The organism is Pseudooceanicola marinus, assembly GCF_002786295.1.
GTDB lineage: Bacteria > Pseudomonadota > Alphaproteobacteria > Rhodobacterales > Rhodobacteraceae > Pseudooceanicola > Pseudooceanicola marinus.
The window spans coordinates 46818-68952 of sequence record NZ_PGTC01000024.1; the positions used below are offsets into that span (position 1 = coordinate 46818).

Below are 22135 nucleotides of genomic sequence, written 5' to 3' on the forward strand. Positions count from 1 at the left end.
CTGGCAGGACAACGCCGCAGGGCCACAAAAGGTTCACCCGCCGAAAACGGCGGGTGCAGGGGCGGACCGAAGACAGGCGGGGCGGGGCGAAACCGGCCCCGCCCCCGGGGTCACTTCTTCTTGCGCCAACTGGCGAACCAGCCCGAGACACGGCCCCGGCCGTCGTCCCAGCTGTCCTCGACGTTCTCCATAACCGGGTCGATGCGCCGTTCGCGGAAACGGATCCAGCGTACGCGGATCGCCCAGCAGATCGCGGCGAAGATCAGCAGGATGATGATGTTGAACCAGGGGATCAGCGTCACGTCGGGGCTGTCCAGGGCGCGCACGCCGACGGCATTGGGGAAGATCGAAATGAACTCGTTCCGCCAGCCGTAATGGGTCACCGCCACCCACTGCGGGTTGGCGGAGGTGGAGCGCAGGTCGGCCGCCTCGGTCTGCAGGTTGTTGGTGTCAAACTTGAAATAGGGCGGCCAGCCCCAGCCCGTGTCCTCGTTGCGATAGACCATCGGACGACCGTTTTCACGGATCGACTGGATGAAGAAGACGTCGCGGTTGACGGTTTCGCTGGCATTGCCGGTGTCGGCCTTGGCCCAGAAGATCGAATTCTCGCCGAAATCGACACGCCGCTCGAAGGTGTCGGTGATGCGCACGATGTCGCGCTGCGGCAGGGTGTAGTGGAAGAAGGCCGCGATCAGCAGCCAGAAGACGGCCCAGAGGGCCCATTTCACGTAGCGCATGGCGGTCTCCCTTACATGAAGTTCACGAGATAGATGATGAAGCCCACGATCACCACCGGCAGGATGTAGATCAGCAGGATCAGTTTGCGACGCAGGGAATCGTCGTAGTCGTCCAGCCCCCGTTCGACATAGTCCGCGCGGTCGCCGGGGCGACCCTCTTCCTCCCAGGCGCGCTTCAGCTTGCGGCGGCGGACCTGGCGCGACCAGATAGAGATCACGACATAGGCCAGGGTCATGACGACGAAGGCTACCAGGGCCAGGCGGACAAAGGCGAAGACCACGGGCTACCTCCTTTCGCGGATCACCGCGCCCCAGGGGCCGACGATCGGCACGGGATCGGGCGCCGGGCTCTTGTTGGTGCGCGACCAGGGGCCGGTGCGCCGACTGGGCGCCGCGGCGGGCGCGGGGGCGGGCGCCGGGGCATCATGGCCAAAGAGCGCCTCACGCGTACCGGCCTTGTCGGCGAGGTAATCGCGCGACAGGAAATCCGCGACATAGCTTTTCTTGGTGTCGCTCCACCCGGCGTAGAGCGCATAGAACAGCTCCTTGTGGCAGATGAACAGCTGCCGCACGTCCTTCGGCGCCAGTTCCGCCAGGAGCATGTTCACCAGGTCGCGGTCCGGGGTATCGGCGGCGCGCAGCAGGTAGAAATAGGCCGGGTCCTCAGGCGAATGGCGCGGGCGGCGGCCTCCCTCCTCCAGCCAGGCGACGACGCGGCGGATCTGGTGGTATTCCGCGGGCAGCCGCTCGGCATTGTCACGGGCCAGGGCGCGCAGGTCGCGGGCGGTGGCGCCGGCCAGGTCCAGCCCGCCGTCCTGGGCCGCATCCACGACGATGAAATCCATTTTCTGCCGCAGCACCCGCGCCGCATCGAAGCCGCGCGCGGTGACCAGCGGCTGCACCAGGCCGTTGCCATGCAGCCAGGCGGCCACGTCACGCGGGTCGCCCATGTCGACCACCGGCAGCGGCGGCTTGCCCAGGCGCGCGGGCTCGCGGGCCAGCAGCGCCGGCGTGTCGCATTCGGAAAACAGGTAGACGCCGCCCAGATGCGAGGTCCAGAAATTGTCCTGGTGGAAGGCGGTGTGTTTCAGCCGGATCGGGTTGCGCGTCACGTCGCCGGTCTTGCGCGCCAGGGCGATCATCTCGTCAATCAGCGCATCATCGAACCAGGCGTCCTCCTCATCGAGGAACCGTTCGGCGCGCGCGGCCAGCGCCTCGGCATCGCGCAGGGTGCCGGTGGTGGTGTCGGCCTCGATGGTCAGGCGGCGGACATCCATCAGCTTCTGCGCGCTGTCGATATCGAAGACCCCGTTCACCATCTCCCCCGCCACGGCATCGCGGGCGGTCAGGGCGAACAGCTGCGCCTCGTTGCGATCGATGAACTGGCGCAGCAGGGCCCGCGTGGTCGAGAAGCGCGCGTTCAGCAGCGGCGCCGATTTCTGCCGCGTGCTGAGCAGTATGATCTGCCGGTTCACCCCGTTGCGGTTGAGGTACTGCGGATCCCCCAGCTCATCCGCCACCTCGGGGGAATAGCCCGAGATGTCGATGGCGAACTCGGTCAGCGCGGTGCGTTTGCCGGTCAGATGGTGGAGCGCGCGGTTATACCGCTCGACCAGCGCGGGCGTGTCGACGCGGGTGAGGTTGGCGAACATCAGGCCGGCTTGGATGAGGCGGTTCATGGCATGTTACTCCAAATCTCTTCCGAGCCAACTAGATCCGACCAAGCATAGGCAGCCTGCTCAAGCCAGAGGCTTTCCAGCCAGATGTTGTCGTCTTCGCTGAGATCCGACGACAACTGCAAAATTCTGTTCAGAATGAGAGAGATTTCAAGATGCTCAGGCAGCAGTTCCGGCTGCCTCTCGCATTCCCCCGCCAATCCGCTTCCCAACAGCTGTTGTTCAAGACGAACTGACTGCTTGCAAAACTGGCGAACAGCCAGCCCAAGCGTCGCCTCTCCCTGAGTTAAGACACGTTGGTCTGCGATGGTCGGGATTGCAGCTTCATATTGCGTAATGGGAGTGCCTGTGCGTCCTATTCTGGCCCAGACATTGTCCTCGACTTTCAATTCCGAAGTGAAGATGACGAGCTGCTCCAAATGGCGGAACAAGACTCGTCGGGCCGCCCCCTCAGCTCGCTGCTTTTGTTCGCCCCGAAAGATGTCGGCTTGCGCTTCCATCGCCTTGAGTTGCTTGCCCTGGACCTCGCGCGCAAGCTCCAACTCATCACGCTGCGCCTCAAGCGCTGCGCGCTGCTCCTTCAGTTCGTTCTTCTGAATGAAGGCAGTTACGATCAGCCAGAGGAAAGCCAAAGAAGCGGCGAGCCCGGCGAGGGCGTCTCCCATGGAATTCAGGGGCAGAGACCAAAACTCGGATGCCCGCGTTTCCCCGGACTCACCGGGCGCGGGCTGGCGACCGAGCCAGTAGACACCCACGAAAACCGCAAGAGTCCCTAAAGCACCGAAACGCATAGGTGTCAGCTTTTGCCTTAGATGCCAGGCCATCCCCTTCATCCTCTCCCCCCCTCCCCCTGTCCCGCCCGGCGGGCACCGCCGGGCAGCGCCCGACCCGCCCCCCAGGGCGGGCGCTACACGCCCACCCTCGGGTCCGGCGCTGCCCTCGGCACTTTGGGCCAACCCGTCACGGCCATCGGTCATGGGGCACAGTTCCCCATCACTCTCCCCGCTCCTTCAGATACCGCCGCTTCGCCTCTTCCGTACGCTCCATGTCGCGCACCATGGCGTCAATGGCCGCGGCATCGGACTTGTCGGCATAGCGGAATTCGCTGTCGGCGTAGCGGTTGATTTCCTGCACCACCATCTCGACGGTGATCGGCTGGCGCAGCTCCTCGATCATGGCGCGTTTGGTGTCGTAGTCCTTGAACAGGAACAGCTCCGGCTCCTCCATCCATTCGTCGGGCAGCTCGAAATCCATCGCGCGGACCTTCACCGCGTCGGTGATGTTCTTGATCGCGCGGCCCGTGAAACGCGGGTCGGCCTGCTGGATCGCCTTCAGGTAGCTGCCCAGCTTGGCGATCGTGTCCAGCGGACCGGTGCGGCGCTGGATCTCGTCGTAGACCTCGACCAGCTGCGCCTCCTTGGGCCGCGCGTGGCTGGCAAAGCTCTCGGCAACGGCGCGCTGGATCTCCTGAGCGGCGTAAAGCTCGTGATCGCCCAGCGGGATCTCGTGCCGCTTGCCCAGCAGAAGGGCCAGGATGTCGACGTAGTCGTCGCGGGTCTGCGGCCCGTCCACCAGGAAGCGGGCGCCGGCGCGCTGGCGCAGGGCGTCGTCGACGTTCTCGGGGTAGTTCGAGAACATGCCGAAGGTGCAATTGCCGCGCACCACGGTATTGGCGCCGGCGAAGCTTTCCATCAGCACCGCCGTGATCTCCTGCTGCCCTGCGGAGGACTGCCGGTCGCCGCGCTTGCCCGCGATCTGGTCGATGTCGTCGATGGTGCCGAAGCCGATGACGGCGGGGTCCAGGATGTCGGAGATGAAGGCCTTGGCGTTCTGCCCCGACTTGCCCTGATAGCTGTCGATGTTCTCGGTCGAGAGGTTGCGGTAGCGGAAGGGGTAGCCGGCGGTCTGGCAGTAGTCGTTCAAGAGACCCGCCATCATCTGGATCAGGGTCGTCTTGCCGGTGCCGGGCATGCCGTCGCCCATGAAGGTGAAGATGAAACCGCCCAGTTCCGCGAAGGGGTTCAGCTTGCGGTCGAAATCATAGGCCATCAGCATCTTGGCCAGCTTCATGGCCTGGTACTTGGCGATATGGTTGCCCACCACCTCATGCGGCTTCTTGAAGGTCATCACCAGCTGGGTGGATTTCGCATGGGCCGCGGGGGTGAAGCCACGGATGGTCAGGTCATCGGCCTCGATGCGCCAGGTGGCGGCGGTGAAGGCGCCCAGGTGCGGGTGGCTGTCGGCGCGCAGGGCGGTCTTTTCCATTACCAGCGCGGCGTAACCCGTGAGGGTCGGCACCAGCTTTTCTTCCTCGCCCGTGGCGAAGGTTGCCAGCTTCTGATCCAGCTCCCACAGCATCCCCTGCAGGGCCAGGGGGGCGTTGTCGGTCAGGATCTCCTCCGCGTCGCCCGGGTCGACCGTCAGCTCTCCCATCTGCGACGACAGGAGGTAGGACAGGGCATTGGCGGTGACATGCAGCTGCAGCAGCGACTGGGCTGCCAGCAATTCGGAAAACTCGGCGGCGCGGTCGCGCGGCAGGCTGCCCGCAAGGTTGGCCCCCTTCAGCTCCGCCAGGGCGGTGGCCTCGGCGAAACTGTCGCCCAGGGCCATGGCGATGGCCAGCGCCCGGCGGATGGCGCGGGCCACGGCGGCCTGGCGGGGCGAGGTCAGCGGGTCGTCACCGTCACAGGCAGCGATGGTGTCGAGCAGATGAACGCCCCCGGCGGGCCGGGTGCGGCGCGTCGCAAGGCCGGGCGTGGTAGAGCGGAAGCGGCGGCGCGACAGCCCGATGCCGGGAGACCGCTCCTCGCCCTGCGCGGGCGCCGACGCGGCGCTTTCCCGGGCCAGCCGGGGGGCGTGGTCGAACCCCTCCAGCAGGGCCTCGGCGGCGGCGTAGTGCTGCCGGATGTCCTCCTCGCGCAGCTCCATCTGGTCTCCGGTCAGGCTCATGGCGCGCCCCTCCCCTCTTCACTTCGTTCCAAATACTCAAACCTGCGAAAGACATCCGCGCGCGGCGCGGACGGGTCTGAAAACAATCAGCTCAGTAGCGCAGCACGCGGTCCCCCGCGCCGACGACGAACTTGCGGATACGGGCAAAGCCTGGCGGGTTCAGTTCCGACAGCACCTGGAAGGGCCGCGCGGGCAGGATCAGCGCCCGGTCCTGCGAGGTGGCGCCCGTTTCGGCCCCACCCGACAGCGGGTCGAGGGCGAAGATTTCCCGCTCCACCTGCCCGAACCAGCCGCTTTTCTCGGTCTTCACCCGTTCCGACAACAGCTCCTCCGAGGTCCAGGCCAGCGCCCAATCCTCGCCCTCGGCACCGCCCGCGCCTTCCAGCACGTCGCGGATGGGTCCCGACTGGCGGGTGAAGGCGTGGGAATACATCGGACCGATATGGATGCGGCGTAGGCGTTTCGGGTGCAGGTCGTCGAAATCCTGGTCGAACCCCTGCGCGATGGTCAGCAGTTTCAGCCCGCCCAGGCTCTGCGCCACCAGATGCGCCTGCACCTGCGGCCAGCGGCTCTGGTCCTTGGGCAGGCCGGTGCGGCCACTGTCCTCCACCTCCATCAGGTAGATCACCGGCAGGTTGGTGCCGCTATCGTAGACCGACCAGTGCAGCAGGTAACGCCGCCGCTGCGCGCCCTTGCCGCCCAGGTTTTCCAGCCAAACGGCGTCAGGATCGTTGCGCGGCCAGAACAGGTCCCCGCGCGCCAGCTCCTCGTAGTAGAGGCGTTGCGACAGGGCGAACTGCGTCTTGGTGGGCACCGCGTGATCCGACAGGATCTGATCCAGCATCTGCCGCTTCAGCGCCTCGACCGAGGGCATGGAGGCCAGGTGCTTGCCCGCCTGGCCGGCGTCATTGGCCATCACCATCAGCTCCTGCGCCGTGGGAAAGCCGCTTTCGTGGTTGTCGATGGTCAGCGAGCCGAAGAAGCGGCCGGTGTCGCGCCCCGCCAGCAGGTATTTCATCGACAGCGCGCGGAAGGTGAAGGTCAGCGCCGAGATATGGCGGGCCAGCACCTCGGTCTCCGGCTCGCTCAGCGTCCTTTCCGCGCGCATCGCGGCAGCGACATGGGCCAGGTGGGCCATGATCGCCTCGAACTTGCGGAAGTAGCGGCGGGAGGCATGGAAATCGGTGATCCCCACGCGGTCGTTCAGATCGTCCTGTTGCATCGCTTCCCGGCCTTGGTGGTCGTCATCGGGGGCCTGCCTGTCCCAGCTGGCACATCATCCCCGCAGGGGGACGGGACGGCGGGCGGGGCGAGGCGTCCCGCAGGGCGCCAGCGCCGCACCGCCCGCCCCGCCTCAGGCGCCGTAGAGGTTCTTGTCGTGGGTCTCGACGATCTTCTGGAACCGCCGGGCAAACCGCTCATCCGCCTTGGCCTTGGCCTCCAGCACCTCGCGGGCAAAGACCATCTGGCCCTCGTGGGCCTCCATCATGTCGGCCATGCGCGAGTTCGTCGCCGCGCCGATCTGGGCCATGGCCTGCTGTGCCTGTTTGTCCGTCTCCACCCCGATCTCGTTGATCCGGTGGGCCACTTCCTGCTGCTGCGCAGTCTTCAGCGACTTGGTCAGCGCATCGTAGAGGATGACCCGCTGGTTGGTGTCCGTCTTCAGCTTGTTGATCAGTACCATCTGCGTCGCCGCCTGGTTCTGCAGGCTGTCGACCCAGGTCTTGCCCTTCTCGATGTAGCGTTCCAGCGTCTGCGACTTGGCGATCTTCACCTGCTCGTCCTGCACCAGCGCGTTGTACTTGGTGTTCAGCGCCGCCAGCTCCGATTCCAGCCGGGTACGCGCCGCCGCGTCCTGTTCCACCGCGATCTTGTTTTCGAGCTCGATGATCTTCGGATCCATGTCGGTGATCTCCGACCGCAGGTCCTCCAGCCCCTGCACCGTCGCCTCGCGTTCATCCAGCGTGGCGGTCAGGTTCTTTTCCACCTTGTCCTTCTGCTCTTCCAGAACGGCCAGCTGGCCTTCCAGCAGGCGGGTGATGGTGTCGGACTTGGCGATCAGGTCCTGCAGCTTGTCGTCGATGGAGGCGGTGCGGATCCGCTCCTGCCGCATGTTGTCCGCCTTCGCCTTGGAGAAGATGCCGACGAAGCTCTCCCAGCCGGTCTTGTTGCGCATCTCGTCGAAGTCCTTCGAGAACTGCGCGGTCACATCGTCGAGGCCCATGATCAGCTCGGCGATATTGGCGTTCATCGCTTCTGTATGGGCATGGACGTCATCCAGCGTTGCGTTCTCGATCTCGATCGAGACGTCCTCGCCGGTGTCCATCTTGGCGCGCGCCGTCTCGATCCGGCCGGTCAGTTCGGAAATCTTCGATTGCGCCTGGGCAACCTCTTTCTGGCTCTGCTCAAGCTGGGCCTCGAAACTCGACATGGCGTCCTCCGTCGGAAATGTCGTCAACTATATGGGGAGAGTTAATCGGATTTACATCCACCTGGCCGTCCCCGAATAAAATCCCTTGGCCACGTTCATGGGACGGGACGGCGCGCAACACAAGCCGCTTTGCCCGTTGCGGTGCCTGCACCGGCGGGTTTTAGTGCGCCGGGAATGTGGGCCGGAAGAAGGAGAGGCGGGATGCGCAACACGATCACCGATGTGGAGGGGCTGCTGGTCGGCCAGGCGCAGGATCTGTCGGTCAAGACCGGGGTGACGGTGCTGACGGCCGAGGCGCCCTTCACCGCTGCCGTGCACGTCATGGGCGGCGCGCCGGGCACCCGCGAAACCGACCTGCTGGCGCCTGACAAGACGGTGCAGCAGGTGGATGCGCTGGTGCTCTCGGGCGGCTCGGCCTTCGGCCTGGATGCGGCGGGCGGCGTGGCGGATGCGCTGCGCCGGGACGGGCGCGGGTTCCAGGCCGGCCCCGTGCGGGTGCCCATCGTGCCGGGCGCGATCCTCTTCGACCTGGTGAACGGCGGCGACAAGGATTGGGACGAAAATCCTTACAAGGCGCTCGGCCAGGCGGCCTATGCCGCGCGCGGGCAGGACGTGGCCCTTGGCACCGAAGGCGCGGGCACCGGCTGTGTCACCGCTGGCATCATGGGCGGGCTGGGCTCGGCCTCCGTCCGGCTTCCCTCGGGCCACGTGGTGGCGGCGCTGGTGGCGGTGAATGCGCTCGGCGCGGCCCATGTGGGCGGCACCCGGCATTTCTGGGCGGCCCCGTGGGAGATGGGCGAGGAATTCGGCGGGCTGGGCCTGCCGTCGCAGTTCCCGGACCCGCACACAGCGGTCACCAAGGCCGGCCTGGCGCGCGAGGCGGCCAATGCCCGCGCCAATACCACCATCGGCATCGTCGCCACAGATGCGGATCTGACCCAGGCCCAGGCCAAGCGGCTGGCGACGGCGGCGCATGACGGCTACGCCCGCGCCCTGGTGCCCAGCCACGCCCCCGAAGACGGCGACCTGATCTTTGCCGCCGCCACCGGCGCGAAACCGCTGGGCGAGGGCACTGGCCTGCTGGAGCTGGGCCATGCCGCCGCGATCTGCATGGCCCGCGCCATCGCGCGCGGCGTGCAGACGGCCCGTCCGCTGCCCGGCAACCCCTTCCCCTGCTGGTCCGATCTCTGACGGGCTGGCACCTGCCACAAACCGCGCTACCCTCCTGCGCAACAGACGAAGGAGAGCCCCATGCCCGACGCCGCCAAGACCGACCTGAAATCCCTGTTGAAGGACCCCAGCCTGCTGGCCGACGCCGCCTATGTGAACGGCGACTGGATCCGCGGCGAAGAGGGCACCTTCGACGTGGTGAACCCCGCCCGGGGCGACGTGATCGCCCAGGTCGCCGACCTCAGCCGTGCCCAGATCGGCAAGGCGATCGACGCGGCCCATGCCGCGCAGAAGGACTGGGCGCAATGGACCGGCAAGGAACGCGCCAAGGTCCTGCGCAAGTGGTTCGACATGATGATGGAAAACCAGGACGACCTGGGCACCATCCTGACCGCCGAACAGGGCAAACCGCTGGCCGAGGCCAAGGGCGAGATCGCCTACGGTGCCGGCTTCATCGAGTTCTTCGGCGAAGAAGCCAAGCGGATCTACGGCGAGACAATCCCCGGCCACCAGCGCGACAAGCGGATCACGGTGCTGAAGCAGCCCATCGGTGTCGCCGCCTCGATCACGCCCTGGAACTTCCCCAATGCGATGATCACCCGCAAGGCCGGCCCGGCCCTGGCGGCCGGTTGCAGCTTCGTCGCCCGCCCCGCCAAGGAAACGCCTCTGTCGGCGCTGGTGCTGGGCGTGTTGGCCGATCGCGCGGGTATCCCCAAAGGGGTCTTCAACGTGGTCACCTCCTCGAAATCCTCCGATGCGGGCAAGGAATTCTGCGAGAACCCCAAGGTGCGCAAGCTGACCTTCACCGGCTCCACCGAGGTGGGGCGCATCCTGCTGAAACAGGCCGCCGACCAGGTGATGAAATGCTCGATGGAGCTGGGCGGCAATGCCCCCTTCATCGTCTTCGACGACGCCGATCTGGATGCCGCCGTCGAGGGCGCCATCACCTGCAAGTTCCGCAACAACGGCCAGACCTGCGTCTGCGCCAACCGCATCTACGTGCAATCGGGCGTCTATGACGCCTTCGCGCAGAAACTGAAGGACCGCGTGGCCCAGATGAAGGTCGCCGACGGCTTCGAAGAGGGCGCCGAACTGGGCCCGCTGATCAACGCCGAGGCCGTGGACAAGGTCGAGGATCACATCACCGACGCCCGCGCCAAGGGCGCCGAGGTGATCCTGGGCGGCCAGAAGGGCGAAAGCGGCCTCTTCTTCGATCCCACCATCGTCACCGGCGCCACGCCGGAGATGAAGTTCTCCACCGAGGAAACCTTCGGGCCCCTCGCGCCGCTGTTCAAATTCGAGACGGTCGAAGAGGTGATCGAACTGGCCAACGACACGATCTTCGGCCTGGCCAGCTATTTCTACGCCAAGGACCTGTCCCGCGTGACGCAGGTGCAGGAGGCGCTGGAATACGGCATCGTCGGCGTGAACACCGGCCTGATCTCGACCGAGGTGGCGCCCTTCGGCGGGGTGAAGCAGTCGGGGCTGGGCCGCGAAGGCAGCCACCATGGCATCGAGGAATTCCTCGAAATGAAATACGTCTGCACCTCGGTTTAACGACAGATTTCGGCCCCGCGGGGCCGAAGCCTCCGGCGGGAGTGTGAGCGGTGGCTTGGAAACGCTCCAGCGGAGCGTTTCAGCCGCGAACGGGCGGAGCCCAGAGCTATCGGATAGAGAGAGTGCGCGCGCTTCGTCCTATCCGTCAGCTGAAAATACTCTGGGGGAGTCGGCGCAGCCGAGGGGGGCAAAGCCCCCTCCCCCCTGCGATCAGCTGCCGGTTTCGGCGGCGATCTGGGCACGGGACTTGCGGGCGCGCTCGGTGGCGGACTTCAGCTGACCACAGGCCGCCATGATGTCCTCGCCCCGCGGGGTCCGGATGGGCGAGGCGTAGCCTGCCTTGTGCACGATGTCTGCGAAGGCCTCGATCCGCGACCAGTCGGAGCGCTCATAGGGCGAGCCCGGCCATTCGTTGAAGGGGATCAGGTTGATCTTCGCGGGGATGCCCCGGATCAGCCGCACCAGCCGTCGCGCATCCTCGTCGCTGTCGTTCACGTCCTTCAGCATCACGTATTCAAAGGTGATCCGCTCGGAATTCGACAGCCGGGGGTATTCACGCAGCGCGTCCAGAAGGGTCTCGATGTTCCAGCGCTTGTTGATCGGCACCAGCTTGTTGCGCACCTCATCGGTGGTGGCGTGGAAGCTGACGGCCATCAGGCAACCGATCTCCTCGGCGCATTTGGCGATCTCGGGCACCACGCCAGAGGTCGACAGGGTGATCCGACGGCGCGACAGGGCGATGCCCTCGCCATCCATGGCGATCTTCATCGCGTCGCGGACGTTGTCGAAGTTGTAGAGCGGCTCGCCCATGCCCATCAGGACGATGTTCGACAGCAGGCGCGGCCCGTTCTCACCGGTCCCGGTGCCGGGTTCGGGCCATTCGCCCAGGTCGTCGCGCACCAGCATGATCTGGCCCACGATCTCGCCCGGTGTCAGGTTGCGCACCAGTTTCTGGGTGCCGGTGTGGCAGAAGGAACAGGTCAGGGTGCAGCCCACCTGGGAGCTGATGCACAGCGTGCCGCGATCGGTCTCGGGGATGTAGACAACCTCGACCTCATGGCCGCCGGCGATCTTCACCAGGTACTTGCGGGTGCCATCGGCGGAGACGTTCTTCGACACCATCTCAGGCAGGGTGATGGTGAAATTCTCCGCCAGCTTCGCGCGGAACTCCTTGGCCAGGTTGGTCATCTGGGCAAAGTCGCGCACGCCCCAGTGATAGATCCACTGCCACAGCTGGTTGACCCGCATCTTGGCCTGCTTCTCCGGCGTGCCGATCTCGATCAGTGCCTCGCGCAGTTGCGGGCGGGTCAGGCCCACGAGGTTCTTCAATCCCTCCGGAAGTTTCCGGGGGATGGTCAGGACGTCCTGGGTGATCGGCGCGGCAGGTTGCTGGCTCATGACGGATCCGTGGCGACAGGGTGAAGGCAGGGAAGACGGGTCTATAGCGGATTCATGTGGTCATGAAAACCCGTCACGCAAGGGCGCGCGGACCCGGGGGCCCACGCGGCATGCGGAAGGTGACGGGAAAGGGGGCGCGCCCTGTCGGCTGGGCATCACCCGTTCGCAACTCAAACGCTCCCGGATCAGCCGAAACGACGCTCACGCGCCGTTCTGATCGGCTTCACCGTTTCCCAGACGGCTGGGCTCCGCCCGTTCGGTCCTGAAACCGTCCCCCGGACGGCTTACTGGACGGCTGGGGCTCCGCCCGTTCGCGCCTGAAACGCTCCCCCGGAGCGTTTCCGAGACGGCGCTCACTGACAGCGGCGTTCGCTGTCTTCCACGGCGGCGGTGAAGCCCATGAGCGAGAAGGTGTCGCGGGTGACGGTACCGCGGCTCGACCGTGCGGTCAGCACCGCCTCGGACCCGGCCTTCAGCGAGGCCATGATGCGGCTGTCGTCGCTGGACGTAGCCGGCCAGGCCCATTCGCCCTCGGTGTAAAGCTCGTATTCCGTGCCATCCACGTTGAGGTTCACGGTGGAGCCTTCGGCGAAGGGATAGCCGCCGGTGAAGGCCAGTTGCCCGGAAACCGAGGCGCCGGGGCGGTAGAAGGCCATCAGCTGGATCTCGCTGCGGCGCACCGACACGACCTCGCCGTCGCGGGTGTTCACGGTTTCCTTGGGAACCGACACGGCCCAGCATTCCCGCGGGTCGGTGTCCTCGAATACGGACCAGTCGGTCTGTGCGCTGACCTGGTTCTCGCTCGTGTCCTGTTGCGCGAACGCGCCGGTTGCGGCGCAGGCCACGAAGGCCGCGGCGGCGAATACCCGGAATGTCATCTGTCCAGCCTCCAAGCTGTCCTTGCCTCTGTCCTGACCCCAAGCGCCTGTGCGGCGTCTTCGGTGGGGTCCATTGCGTCTCGACATTGCAACAATAGACGAAAAGCTGCCACATGCGAAAGGCCGATTGGCGGGAATTCGCACATGCGTGAACGGCGAAAGGAACCGGGAATGACGGACGAGACAACAGCGGGCATCGGCCCCCAGGACACAGGGGCGGTGCCGGTGGCGGAACTGTGGCGCGGCGGGATCTGCGAATCCCTGCACGCGGGCCACGCGGTGGTCGTCGACGGCAGCGGCCAGATCGTCGAGGCCTGGGGCAATCCGCAGGCGGTGATCTACCCGCGCTCGTCCTGCAAGATGATCCAGGCCCTGCCGCTGGTGGAAAGCGGCGCGGCCGACGCCGCCGGGCTGACGCCGGCGCAGCTGGCCCTGTCCTGCGCCTCACATAACGGCGCCGCGATCCACTCCGACGCGGTGACCCATTGGCTGTCGGACCTCGGCCTGGGCGAGGCGGACCTGCGCTGCGGCCCGCAGGAACCGTCGGACATCCCCGCCCGCGACGCGCTGATCCGGGCGGGTGAGACACCCTGCCAGATCCACAACAACTGCTCGGGCAAGCACAGCGGCTTCCTGACCCTGAACCGGCACCTGAACGCCGGGGCCGAGTACACCGAGGTCGATCACCCGGTGCAGGTCGCCGTGCGCGCCGCCTTCGAAGAGGTCACGGGCGAGGCCGTCCGGGGCTGGGGCGTGGACGGCTGTTCCGCCCCCAACTTCGCCACCTCGCTGCAGGGGCTGGCCCGCGCCATGGCCGCCTTCGCCGTGGCGCGCGAGGGCCGGGGCCTGCGCGACAGCGCCCAGGCGCGGCTGGTGCAGGCGATGATGGCCCATCCGGAGATGGTCGCGGGCGAAACCCGCGCCTGCACCGAGCTGATGCGGGCGATGGAGGGGCGCGCGGCGGTGAAGACCGGCGCCGAGGCGGTCTTCGTGGCGATTCTGCCGGAAAAGGGCCTGGGCATCGTGCTTAAGGTGCTGGATGGCGGCACCCGCGCCAGCGAGGCGGCGATTACCCAGCTGCTGGTGAAATACGGCGCACTGGAGGCCGGGCACCCGATGGCGAAGAAATGGGGCAACCCGGAGATCCGCTCGCGCCGCGGGATCCACGCGGGCGAGCTGCGCATCGCCCCGGGCTTCGGCGCCTAGCGCCGAAACGTCCGCACCCTGACGGGGACGAGGCGCCTAGTGCGCCTCGGCCCAGTTGGCGCCCTGCCCCGCGTCGACGACCAGCGGCACGTCCAGTTTCACCGCCGGATCGGCGGCCTTTTCCATGACGCCGCGCGCCACGCCCACCAAGTCGTCCGCGGCTTCGGTGGTCACCTCGAAGATCAGTTCGTCGTGGACCTGCAGCAGCATCTTCACCGCCGCGCTGTCGGGCATCTTCGCCAGCGCCTCGGGCATGCGGATCATGGCGCGGCGGATGATGTCGGCAGCCGTGCCCTGGATCGGCGCGTTGATCGCCGCGCGTTTCGCAAAGCCCGCGCGCGGTCCCTTGGCCGCGATCTCGGGGGTATGAATCTTGCGCCCGAACAGGGTCTGCACGAAGAGGTTTTCCTTCGCGAAGGCGGTCGTCTGATCCATGTATTCGCGAATCCCCGGGAATTTCTCGAAATAGCGGTCGATGAAGCCCTGCGCCTCGCCACGCGGAATGCGCAGGTTACGCGCCAGGCCGAAGCCCGAGATGCCGTAGATCACGCCGAAGTTGATCGCTTTCGCCTGGCGGCGGATCTCCGGCGTCATCTCGTCAAGAGGCACGCCGAAGACCTCCGACGCGGTGGCGGCGTGAATGTCCTGACCCTCGTGGAAGGCCTGTTTCAGCGCCTCGATCCCCGCCACATGGGCCAGGATGCGCAGTTCGATCTGGGAGTAGTCGAGCGAAACCAGCACCTTGCCCTCGGGCGCGACGAAGGCTTCGCGGATGCGACGGCCCTCTTCCGACCGCACGGGGATGTTCTGCAGGTTCGGATCGGTCGAGGCCAGGCGCCCGGTGTTGGCCCCGGTCTGCACGTAGGAGGTGTGCACGCGGCCCGTCTCGGGATTGATGTGTTCCTGCAGGGCGTCGGTATAGGTCGATTTCAGCTTCGACAGCTGGCGCCAGTCCAGCACCCGGGCGGGCAGGTCGTGTTCGGTCGCCAGGTCTTCGAGGATGTCGGCCCCGGTGGCATAGGCGCCGGTCTTGCCCTTCTTGCCGCCCTCCAGGCCCATCTTGTCGAAGAGGATCTCGCCCAGCTGTTTGGGGGAGCCGACGTTGAAACTCTCGCCCGCCAGCTCGTGGATCTCGGATTCCAGCTGCGCCATCTTCTGCGAGAAGGCGTTGGACATGCGCGAGAGCGTGTCGCGGTCCACCTGGATGCCGTGCATCTCCATCGTCGCCAGAACCGGCGACAGGGGGCGTTCCAGCGTCTCGTAGACGGTCGTCACCTGTTCGCGGTGCAGGCGCGGCTTCAGGGTCTGCCACAGGCGCAGGGTGATGTCGGCGTCCTCGGCGGCATAGCGCGTGGCCTTGTCGATCGGCACCCGGTCGAAGGTGATCTGGCTTTTGCCTGTGCCGATGATCTCCTTGATCGGGATGGGCGTGTGGCCGAGGTAGCGGTCCGACAGGGCATCCATGCCGTGACCATGCAGACCCGCGTGCAGCGCGTAGGAGATCAGCATCGTGTCGTCGAAGGGCGCGACGCGGATCCCGTAGCGGCGCAGGATCTTGGCGTCGTATTTCATGTTCTGACCGATCTTGAGGATGCTGTCATCCTCCAGCACCGGCTTCAGCAGATCGAGCGCCTCGGCCAGGGGCATCTGCCCCGGCGCTAGATCGTCGTTGCCGAACAGCCCGCCCGACTCGCCCTCGGCCTTGTGGGCCAGGGGGATGTAGCAGGCGGTGCCGGCATCGACACACAGGCAGATGCCCACCAGGTCCACCACCATCTCGTCGAGGCCCGTGGTCTCCGTGTCCACGGCCACGTAGCCGCGTTCGCGGATGCGGTCGATCCAGCCCGCCAGCGCCTCGGCATCGGTGACGGTCTCATACTTGTCCGGGTCGATGGGCGGCGCGTCGGGGGCGGCTTCCTCGGGGGCTTCGGCACCCGGCTGGGGCGTGTCGTCGATTTCCGGCGCCTCTGCGCCCAGGCGGTCGGCGATCCTCTTGGTCAGGCTGCGGAATTCCATCTTGGCGAGGAAGGGCAGCAGGACATCGGGGTCGGGGTCCTTCACCTCCAGGTCATCCAGGGTGAAGTCGAGAGGCGTGTTGCAGTCCAGCGTGACCAGCTTCTTCGACAGTTCGATCTGCTCGCGCTTCTCGATCAGGGTCTGGCGGCGCTTGGGCTGCTTGATCTCCTCGGCGCGGTCCAGCAGCGTTTCCAGATCCCCGAATTCATTGATCAGCAGGGCGGCGGTCTTGATGCCGATGCCGGGGGCGCCGGGCACGTTGTCCACCGAATCGCCCGCCAGGGCCTGCACGTCGACCACGCGGTCGGGGCCGACACCGAACTTCGCCTCGACGCCCTCGACGCCAATGCGGATGTTCTTCATCGCGTCCAGCATCTCGACCCCGTCGCCGACCAGCTGCATCAGGTCCTTGTCCGAGGAGATGATGGTGACACGCCCCCCCGCCTCGCGCGCCTGGCACGACAGGGTGGCGATGATGTCGTCGGCCTCATAGCCCTCGATCTCCTCGCAGGCGATGTTGAAGGCCTTCGTCGCCTCGCGGGTCAGCGGCATCTGCGGGCGCAGATCCTCAGGCATCGCCTCTCGGTTGGCCTTGTAGAGGTCGTAGAGGTCGTTGCGGAAGGTGTGGCTGCCCTTGTCGAAGATCACGGCGACATGGGTCGGCGCGTCGGGGCCGGTGTTCCCCTCCACGTAGCGGTGCAGCATGTTGCAGAAGCCCGAGACCGCCCCGATCGGCGCCCCGTCGGATTTCCGGGTGAGCGGCGGCAGCGCGTGGTAGGCGCGGAAGATGAAGGCCGATCCGTCGATCAGGTGAAGGTGGCAGCCCTTGCCGAAACTCATGATGAAACCCCTGTGCTCGTCTGGGGGTCAGATGTGCCATGAAGCGGGGGCGGGGGGAAGAGCGGAGGACAGGCGCGCGCCGAGCGGGGGCTTTGCCCCGCTTGAGCCTGCGGCAACTCCCCCCCGGGATACTCTCGGCAAAGAGAAGACAGCGGCGCGGCAGGCTGGCCCGGGCCAGCGCGCAGGGGCCATCATCCGGGACGCCCTGTCGGGCGCCGGGCGGCATGGCCGGTCTGTCGAGGTGGATCAGGCGGCGGAGCCGGTGTCGGCGGGGCCGCCTTTCAGGATGTATTTCGCGTCGCAGTAGCCACATTCGATGAAGCCGGTCTCTTCGGGAATGTGCAGCCAGACGCGCGGATGGCCCAGGGCGCCTTCGCCGCCGTCGCAGGCGATCTTGGCGGTTTCCACGATCTTGGTTTCCGGGGCTTCGAACGACATGGGGTTCCTCGCGACTGCGTTTGCCTGAAGGGGAAATAGCGTGAAAGGGCGGGCGCGCGCAAGGCGCGCCGCGCCGCAGCCATCACGCGCCGTCGGCGGCGATCAGATCGCCGCGTCCAGCATCCGGCCCAGCGGGCGGCCACCCAGGACGTGCATGTGGAAATGCGGCACCTCCTGCACGCCATGCTCGCCCGCGTTGGAGATGAAACGGCAGCCCGCGCCGCTGGCGGCGTCGATGCCGGCCTCGGCCACGACCTTGGCCAGGACTCGGTGGAAATCGACGATCTCGGCCTCCGACGCGCGGGCGGCGAAATCGTCATAGGTCACGTAGGCGCCCTTGGGGATCACCAGCACATGCACCGGCGCCTGGGGGCGGATGTCCTCGAAGGCGAGGGTATGGTCGGTCTCGACCACGGTCTTGTTGGGGATCTCGCCGCGCAGGATCTTGGCGAAGATGTTCTGGTCATCATAGGCATAGGCCATGGGCACACCCTTTTCGGTCTGTCGGTCAGTCGGTGAAGAGATGGGGCAGAGAGAGGATCTTCTCCGCCGTCGCCGCATCTACGGAGAGGAAATCGGCCAGGGCCACGGCGTTCTGGGCCGGGGTCTGGCCTTCGCGGATACGGCCAAGATGTTCGAAATCACTGTCCCGTATGCGGTCGCTTTCATAGGCGATGTCGTGGCGGATCGTCGGCAGCAGCCGTTCCAGCGTGTCCCGCGCGGTCTGTTCGCCCGCCAGGCCGACGCGCTTGGCATGGCCCACGAGATAATCGTCGGTGAAATCGCATTCGATTTCCAGCAGCCGGGTGCGGGACCGGTCGCCGCAGAAATCCTGCATCAGGTCGAGGCCCGACGGATCCATGCAGACGATCATCCGATCCGTCTGGTGGTAATCGAACAGCATCCGCATCAGCGCGCGCCGGTGGCGGGTGCGTTTCTCCAGCGTCGACTGGATTCCACCCAAGTCCGGCAGGGGCGTCGTCGCCTCGTGGAAGAGATACTCGATGGCATGAATGCCGGTCTCCTCGACGATCCGTTCCACCAGCCGCTTGGCCACGTGCCATTTCTTGCAGATCACGATCATCAGCTCGCGTTCGCGCCCCAGCGAGCTTTCGGTTTCCCAGAACCGTGTGGCGAAACGACGCCCGATGCGGCCCCGCCCGGTCAGGAACTTGTAAAGCGACCGCCCCTCGTTGGAGATCTGGAAGTCGACCCCGCGGGCCGCATAGAGTTGCCCGAGGCGGCGTTTGACCTCATGCGCCTCCGGCGAGAGTTTCCGTGCAAAGAGGAAATCCTGCGCCAGAAGCAGGTCGTAGTGGTCGTTGTAGAAGGTCACCGGCATGCCGTAGTCGGTGAACATCAGGAAGGTCAGGGTGCGCGAGCGGATCTCCTTCGCCGGCACCAGATGACGCACCAGGGTCTGGAAGAAGGTCTCATCCGGGATCCAGGTGGTGCGGAAGAATCGCATCACGTCGCGGCGCGTCTTGGTGAAGTCCAGGATCGCCTCGATCGTGCGCCGACGCAGGCACCACCACTGCGAGCCGATCATGATTTGCAGATCCTCCGGAATCTCGCGCGTCAGGCCCAGCTTCTTCTGCCATTCCAGCGACTTGTAGAACCAGAACTTGTGCTTCCGCTCATTCAGGTAGTGGCGGTAGATCAGCCGCTCTTCCTTGATGCCGGTCTTGATCCAGCCCGAGGTGTGGAAGTCGAAGCTCTCGCAATAATCCACCTCCTCGCGGTCGAGGAAATCATGGGCGTATTCGGCGGTCTTGATCGCCATGCAGTCGCCCGAGAGCATGTAGAAATGGGTGGCGCGGGGGAAGGCGTCGATCGCGGCCTCAACCGCGTTCAGCGTGGCCTCCACCAGGGACCACTCCCCCCAGCCGCATTTGCACCGCTTGCGGGCGAAGGTGACGCGGGGGTTGTCCTTCAGCGCGGCGCGGATCTGGTCATAATCGGCGGGGTTGGCGCGGGCGTCGAAATGGATCGCCATGTAATCGCCCACGGCAGTGAGCCGGTTCGCCTGGTCAATGATCCCCTGAGGGTCCTTGTGACACAGCAATATGAACGCGATCGTCGCCATATGCGTCAGCGCAGCCCTTCAGCATCCGGAGGTTTGCCCAGTGATACGCGTCAAGGCGGATTGATAAAACAGGGTTTCTTTGCTTTTTTAAGCCAGACACGCGCCGGGTTTGGGGACAGGCGCCAAAAACAGGCGCCAGGGCAGACGAGCGCAATGCAAAGGGACAGGCATAATGGGGTTTCCAGGCACCTGGATGACGGAAAGCGAGAGCGTGGTCTATCGCGTGGTGCCGAAATGCGCCTGCTCCACCATCGGACAGATCATGTTCTACTCGGACCATGGCCGGTTCTTCGACGGTGACATCCACGATTCGACCGACGGGCTGCACAAGTGGTCGCAGGACCATAGCCAGCCCCTGATCGAGGCGAACGTGCAGGGGCACAAATCCTATGCCTTCACCTGCGTGCGCAATCCCTACACCCGCATCCTGTCGTCCTTCTTCGACAAGATCTGCGGCATCCAGCGCAACGGGCGCCGCTATCGCGGCAATCTGGTGCCGCTGCTGATCCAGAAATACGGGATCGAGGTCGGCGGCGAGGACGGCCAGGACGACTTCGACCAGATCGCCAGCTTCCGCCGCTTCCTGCTGTTTGCCCGCGACACCATCCGCTGGCGCCGCCCGATGGAACCCGACATCCACTGGTCCGCCATGGCGGGGCATGTGTCGACCTTCATCGTCAACGGCGGGCGCTACGACAAGATATTCTGGACGGAACAGTTCAACGACGGGATGCAGCAGGTGCTGGACGCCATCGAGACGCCCCATGCGGTGGACCTGGGCCAGATCCCGCGTTTCAACGAAAGCGAGGGCCACGGGCCGAAGCGGGCGCATCCGGTCGAGGATTACTTCGACGACCTGTCGATGCATCTGGTCTACGAGATCTACAAGCGCGACTTCGACCTGTTCAAATACGATGTCGCCAACCCGGCCAACAAGATGCCCGTGGGGGAGATCGACCTGGACGAGGTGCACGCCAAGCTGGGCGAGTGATCACACCCCGAGGTAGCCGCGCGCCGCGCGTTCCAGCCGGGGCAGGATCGCGTCCACGTCCCGCTCTCCTGCCAGGCAGGCCGCATCGGCCATGGCATTTGTCATCGCGGCCAGGTCGCGCGCGGCCAGCTCGGGCTCGGGCACGTCATGGGCACGCAGCACGGCGATGACCATCGCTGCGATTTCGGCCTTCAGGGCCTGAGTCTCGGCATCCAGCGGCAGGTGACGCTCTGCCTCCTCGATGGCAGCGGCGCGGGCCGGGTCGGCGCGGTGGTGCTCCAGCGAGGCCGCCAGCAGCAAGTGGATCGCACGGGTGATGTGCTGGCCCTCGCAGGCGCGCGCGGCGCGGCGCAGGTCTTCCAGCATCTCGGCGCGCATGGCACGAACCAGTTCAGCCAAGATGGCCTCCTTGCCGGGATAGTACTGGTAGAGCGAGCCGATGGAGACCCCCGCCAGCTCTGCCACCGCATTGGTGCTGACCGCCGCCACCCCGCCGCGCTGCAAAATACGAGCCGCCGCCTCCTGCACCGCCTCGCAGGTCGCCCGCGCCCGCGCCTGTCGCGGAGATTTCCTAAGCTTGACAGGGGGGTCTCTAGTCATCTGCGGGGCACCTCGGTATGCGAGTATGAAACATGAGCCTTTGCTCGGATTCTGCATGTGTCCGCTTTTCCTGCAAGGTGCCCCATGACCCAAACCTACTTCCTGCTTCTCACCGCCCTGCCCGCCTTCCTGCAGATTCCCCGCGCCGAGCGCGATACCCGCGCCGCCGAGGCGCTGGCGCAGGCCGGCCTGTCGCAGATGCGCTTCTTCGATGCCGAGGCCTTTTCGGCGCAATGCTCGGATATTGCCATGGTCGAAGGGATGTCCCCGACGGCCTTCCACCGCGCCATGGAGGTGCTGCGGGACGGTCCGGTCTTCAGCACCCCCTGGTTCAGGCTCGAGGCGGTGATCCCGACGCTCGAGAACGGCCACCACATGATGCGGGAGGGCGCGTGATGGCCCGGACCGTGCTTGTCACAGGTGCCACGCGGGGCGTCGGCCGGGCGCTGGCGCTGCAACTGCAATCGACGGGCTGCCAGGTGATCTCGGTGGCGCGGTCTCTCGACGCCCTGCCCGAGGGCGTCGAAGGGCTGGCGCTGGATCTCGCCGCCCCCGATGCCGCCACGCGCATCGCAAGCTGGGTGCGCGCCGAGCATCCGCGCTGCGCCGGGTTGATCAACAATGCCGCCATCATGGTGCATGCACTGCTGACCGAGGACCCGCAGCCCGCCGAAGTGGCGCGCGAGATCGCCATCAACCTCGTGACGCCGATGCAGCTTTCGGCGCAGCTGCTCCCGGTGATCGCGGCACAGGAGGGATTTGTCTGCAATATCACCTCGGGCCTCGCGCTGGCTCCGAAGCGAGATGCGGCGGTCTACTCGGCCTCGAAATCCGGACTGCGCGCCTTCAGCCGCGCGCTGCGCGACCAGGTGCGCCTGGCGGCGCTGCCGGTGCAGGTGCATGAAGCCCTGTTGCCGCTGGTCGACACCAGCCTTTCACAGGGGGCGCCCGAGGGGAAGATGCCGCCCGAGGAGGCGGCGCGGCAGATCCTTGCCGGCATCCGCAGCGGCGAGGACGAGATCGACGTGGGCAAGGTCCGGCTGCTGCGGCTGCTGCTCCGGCTCTCGCCGGCGCTGGCCTATGGGATCATCCGGCGGTCATGAGATGCAAAAAGCCCCGCCGCAAGCGGCAGGGCAAGGTGGTGGCGCCGCGTCCCCCAGGA

Annotated in this window: 20 protein-coding genes; 6 read left to right on the plus strand and 14 right to left on the minus strand. The window is 66.2% G+C overall.

Annotated features, from left to right (window positions below; genetic code table 11):
• Positions 1-110: 110 nt before the first annotated feature.
• From CVM50_RS17990 to CVM50_RS18020, 7 genes are all read right to left on the minus strand, one after another.
• Positions 111-737, minus strand: coding sequence for a DUF1523 family protein (locus CVM50_RS17990; RefSeq protein ID WP_085888752.1), 627 nt, complete (start codon positions 735-737; stop codon positions 111-113).
• An 11-nt stretch (positions 738-748) separates the two neighbouring features.
• Entirely contained in the window at positions 749-1018 is a 270-nt protein-coding gene (locus CVM50_RS17995; RefSeq protein WP_232618295.1) for a hypothetical protein, read from the minus strand.
• Between the two features lie 3 nt (positions 1019-1021).
• The gene (locus CVM50_RS18000) at positions 1022-2416 is read right to left on the minus strand and encodes a DUF6638 family protein (protein ID WP_085888753.1); all 1395 of its coding nucleotides are present in this window, start codon (positions 2414-2416) and stop codon (positions 1022-1024) included.
• Positions 2413-3237: a hypothetical protein gene (locus tag CVM50_RS18005; protein ID WP_085888754.1), complete on the minus strand. Its 825-nt coding sequence runs from the start codon at positions 3235-3237 to the stop codon at positions 2413-2415. Before CVM50_RS18005 ends, CVM50_RS18000 begins: the two co-directional genes overlap by 4 nt.
• A gap of 169 nt (positions 3238-3406) precedes the next feature.
• Positions 3407-5362 (minus strand): AAA family ATPase, encoded by a 1956-nt coding sequence (locus CVM50_RS18010; RefSeq protein ID WP_085888755.1) that lies wholly within the window; start codon positions 5360-5362, stop codon positions 3407-3409.
• A gap of 91 nt (positions 5363-5453) precedes the next feature.
• Positions 5454-6584, minus strand: a complete 1131-nt coding sequence (locus CVM50_RS18015; RefSeq protein ID WP_085888756.1) for a hypothetical protein — start codon at positions 6582-6584, stop codon at positions 5454-5456.
• 132 nt (positions 6585-6716) lie between these two features.
• Positions 6717-7793, minus strand: coding sequence for a hypothetical protein (locus CVM50_RS18020; RefSeq protein ID WP_085888757.1), 1077 nt, complete (start codon positions 7791-7793; stop codon positions 6717-6719).
• 201 nt (positions 7794-7994) lie between these two features.
• Here CVM50_RS18020 and CVM50_RS18025 point away from each other — a divergent pair, with 201 nt between their 5' ends.
• Both CVM50_RS18025 and CVM50_RS18030 read left to right on the plus strand, forming a co-directional pair.
• A complete protein-coding gene (locus CVM50_RS18025) occupies positions 7995-8984 on the plus strand; it encodes a P1 family peptidase (protein WP_085888758.1) in 990 nt (329 codons plus the stop codon).
• A 60-nt stretch (positions 8985-9044) separates the two neighbouring features.
• Positions 9045-10520 carry an NAD-dependent succinate-semialdehyde dehydrogenase gene (locus CVM50_RS18030; RefSeq protein WP_085888759.1) on the plus strand — a complete coding sequence of 492 codons (1476 nt, stop codon included), beginning with the start codon at positions 9045-9047 and terminating at the stop codon, positions 10518-10520.
• Between the two features lie 210 nt (positions 10521-10730).
• Here CVM50_RS18030 and rlmN read toward each other — a convergent pair whose 3' ends face one another.
• Positions 10731-11918, minus strand: a complete 1188-nt coding sequence (gene rlmN, locus CVM50_RS18035; RefSeq protein WP_085888760.1) for a 23S rRNA (adenine(2503)-C(2))-methyltransferase RlmN — start codon at positions 11916-11918, stop codon at positions 10731-10733.
• A gap of 353 nt (positions 11919-12271) precedes the next feature.
• Complete coding sequence (locus CVM50_RS18040) at positions 12272-12796, minus strand: invasion associated locus B family protein (RefSeq protein ID WP_198431932.1); 525 nt, start codon at positions 12794-12796, stop codon at positions 12272-12274.
• 171 nt (positions 12797-12967) lie between these two features.
• Between CVM50_RS18040 and CVM50_RS18045 the strand changes: the two genes are divergently transcribed.
• Entirely contained in the window at positions 12968-14002 is a 1035-nt protein-coding gene (locus CVM50_RS18045) for an asparaginase (protein ID WP_085888761.1), read from the plus strand.
• A gap of 36 nt (positions 14003-14038) precedes the next feature.
• Here the strand turns inward: CVM50_RS18045 and polA are convergent, their stop codons facing one another.
• The 4 genes from polA to CVM50_RS18065 form a co-directional block, all read right to left on the minus strand.
• Complete coding sequence (polA, locus tag CVM50_RS18050) at positions 14039-16858, minus strand: DNA polymerase I (protein WP_085888762.1); 2820 nt, start codon at positions 16856-16858, stop codon at positions 14039-14041.
• Between the two features lie 246 nt (positions 16859-17104).
• Positions 17105-17296, minus strand: a complete 192-nt coding sequence (locus CVM50_RS18055) for a zinc-finger domain-containing protein (protein WP_085888763.1) — start codon at positions 17294-17296, stop codon at positions 17105-17107.
• A 102-nt stretch (positions 17297-17398) separates the two neighbouring features.
• Positions 17399-17779 carry an HIT domain-containing protein gene (locus CVM50_RS18060; protein WP_085888764.1) on the minus strand — a complete coding sequence of 127 codons (381 nt, stop codon included), beginning with the start codon at positions 17777-17779 and terminating at the stop codon, positions 17399-17401.
• 25 nt (positions 17780-17804) lie between these two features.
• A complete protein-coding gene (locus CVM50_RS18065) occupies positions 17805-19382 on the minus strand; it encodes a DUF5928 domain-containing protein (protein WP_085888765.1) in 1578 nt (525 codons plus the stop codon).
• Between the two features lie 172 nt (positions 19383-19554).
• Here CVM50_RS18065 and CVM50_RS18070 point away from each other — a divergent pair, with 172 nt between their 5' ends.
• Positions 19555-20373, plus strand: coding sequence for a sulfotransferase family protein (locus CVM50_RS18070; protein WP_085888766.1), 819 nt, complete (start codon positions 19555-19557; stop codon positions 20371-20373).
• Here CVM50_RS18070 and CVM50_RS18075 read toward each other — a convergent pair whose 3' ends face one another.
• Positions 20374-20973 carry a TetR/AcrR family transcriptional regulator gene (locus tag CVM50_RS18075; RefSeq protein WP_157792226.1) on the minus strand — a complete coding sequence of 200 codons (600 nt, stop codon included), beginning with the start codon at positions 20971-20973 and terminating at the stop codon, positions 20374-20376.
• A gap of 84 nt (positions 20974-21057) precedes the next feature.
• Between CVM50_RS18075 and CVM50_RS21785 the strand changes: the two genes are divergently transcribed.
• Both CVM50_RS21785 and CVM50_RS18085 read left to right on the plus strand, forming a co-directional pair.
• Positions 21058-21369, plus strand: coding sequence for a hypothetical protein (locus tag CVM50_RS21785; RefSeq protein WP_198431933.1), 312 nt, complete (start codon positions 21058-21060; stop codon positions 21367-21369).
• A complete protein-coding gene (locus tag CVM50_RS18085) occupies positions 21369-22076 on the plus strand; it encodes an SDR family NAD(P)-dependent oxidoreductase (RefSeq protein ID WP_085888768.1) in 708 nt (235 codons plus the stop codon). The genes CVM50_RS21785 and CVM50_RS18085 overlap by 1 nt, the downstream gene beginning before the upstream one ends.
• Positions 22077-22135: the final 59 nt, after the last annotated feature.

Bases quoted from the DNA above. Each gene is read 5' to 3' on its own strand.
- CVM50_RS18040 (WP_198431932.1), bottom strand. From the start codon at position 12,796: ATGACATTCCGGGTATTCGCCGCCGCGGCCTTCGTGGCCTGCGCCGCA.
- CVM50_RS18060 (WP_085888764.1), bottom strand. From the start codon at position 17,779: ATGGCCTATGCCTATGATGACCAGAACATCTTCGCCAAGATCCTGCGC.
- CVM50_RS18005 (WP_085888754.1), bottom strand. From the start codon at position 3,237: ATGGCCTGGCATCTAAGGCAAAAGCTGACACCTATGCGTTTCGGTGCT.
- CVM50_RS18070 (WP_085888766.1), top strand. From the start codon at position 19,555: ATGGGGTTTCCAGGCACCTGGATGACGGAAAGCGAGAGCGTGGTCTAT.
- CVM50_RS18085 (WP_085888768.1), top strand. From the start codon at position 21,369: ATGGCCCGGACCGTGCTTGTCACAGGTGCCACGCGGGGCGTCGGCCGG.
- CVM50_RS18055 (WP_085888763.1), bottom strand. From the start codon at position 17,296: ATGTCGTTCGAAGCCCCGGAAACCAAGATCGTGGAAACCGCCAAGATC.
- rlmN (WP_085888760.1), bottom strand. From the start codon at position 11,918: ATGAGCCAGCAACCTGCCGCGCCGATCACCCAGGACGTCCTGACCATC.
- CVM50_RS18030 (WP_085888759.1), top strand. From the start codon at position 9,045: ATGCCCGACGCCGCCAAGACCGACCTGAAATCCCTGTTGAAGGACCCC.
- CVM50_RS18045 (WP_085888761.1), top strand. From the start codon at position 12,968: ATGACGGACGAGACAACAGCGGGCATCGGCCCCCAGGACACAGGGGCG.
- CVM50_RS17990 (WP_085888752.1), bottom strand. From the start codon at position 737: ATGCGCTACGTGAAATGGGCCCTCTGGGCCGTCTTCTGGCTGCTGATC.
- CVM50_RS18020 (WP_085888757.1), bottom strand. From the start codon at position 7,793: ATGTCGAGTTTCGAGGCCCAGCTTGAGCAGAGCCAGAAAGAGGTTGCC.
- CVM50_RS18065 (WP_085888765.1), bottom strand. From the start codon at position 19,382: ATGGCGACGATCGCGTTCATATTGCTGTGTCACAAGGACCCTCAGGGG.
- CVM50_RS21785 (WP_198431933.1), top strand. From the start codon at position 21,058: ATGACCCAAACCTACTTCCTGCTTCTCACCGCCCTGCCCGCCTTCCTG.
- polA (WP_085888762.1), bottom strand. From the start codon at position 16,858: ATGAGTTTCGGCAAGGGCTGCCACCTTCACCTGATCGACGGATCGGCC.
- CVM50_RS18015 (WP_085888756.1), bottom strand. From the start codon at position 6,584: ATGCAACAGGACGATCTGAACGACCGCGTGGGGATCACCGATTTCCAT.
- CVM50_RS18010 (WP_085888755.1), bottom strand. From the start codon at position 5,362: ATGAGCCTGACCGGAGACCAGATGGAGCTGCGCGAGGAGGACATCCGG.
- CVM50_RS18000 (WP_085888753.1), bottom strand. From the start codon at position 2,416: ATGAACCGCCTCATCCAAGCCGGCCTGATGTTCGCCAACCTCACCCGC.
- CVM50_RS18075 (WP_157792226.1), bottom strand. From the start codon at position 20,973: ATGACTAGAGACCCCCCTGTCAAGCTTAGGAAATCTCCGCGACAGGCG.
- CVM50_RS18025 (WP_085888758.1), top strand. From the start codon at position 7,995: ATGCGCAACACGATCACCGATGTGGAGGGGCTGCTGGTCGGCCAGGCG.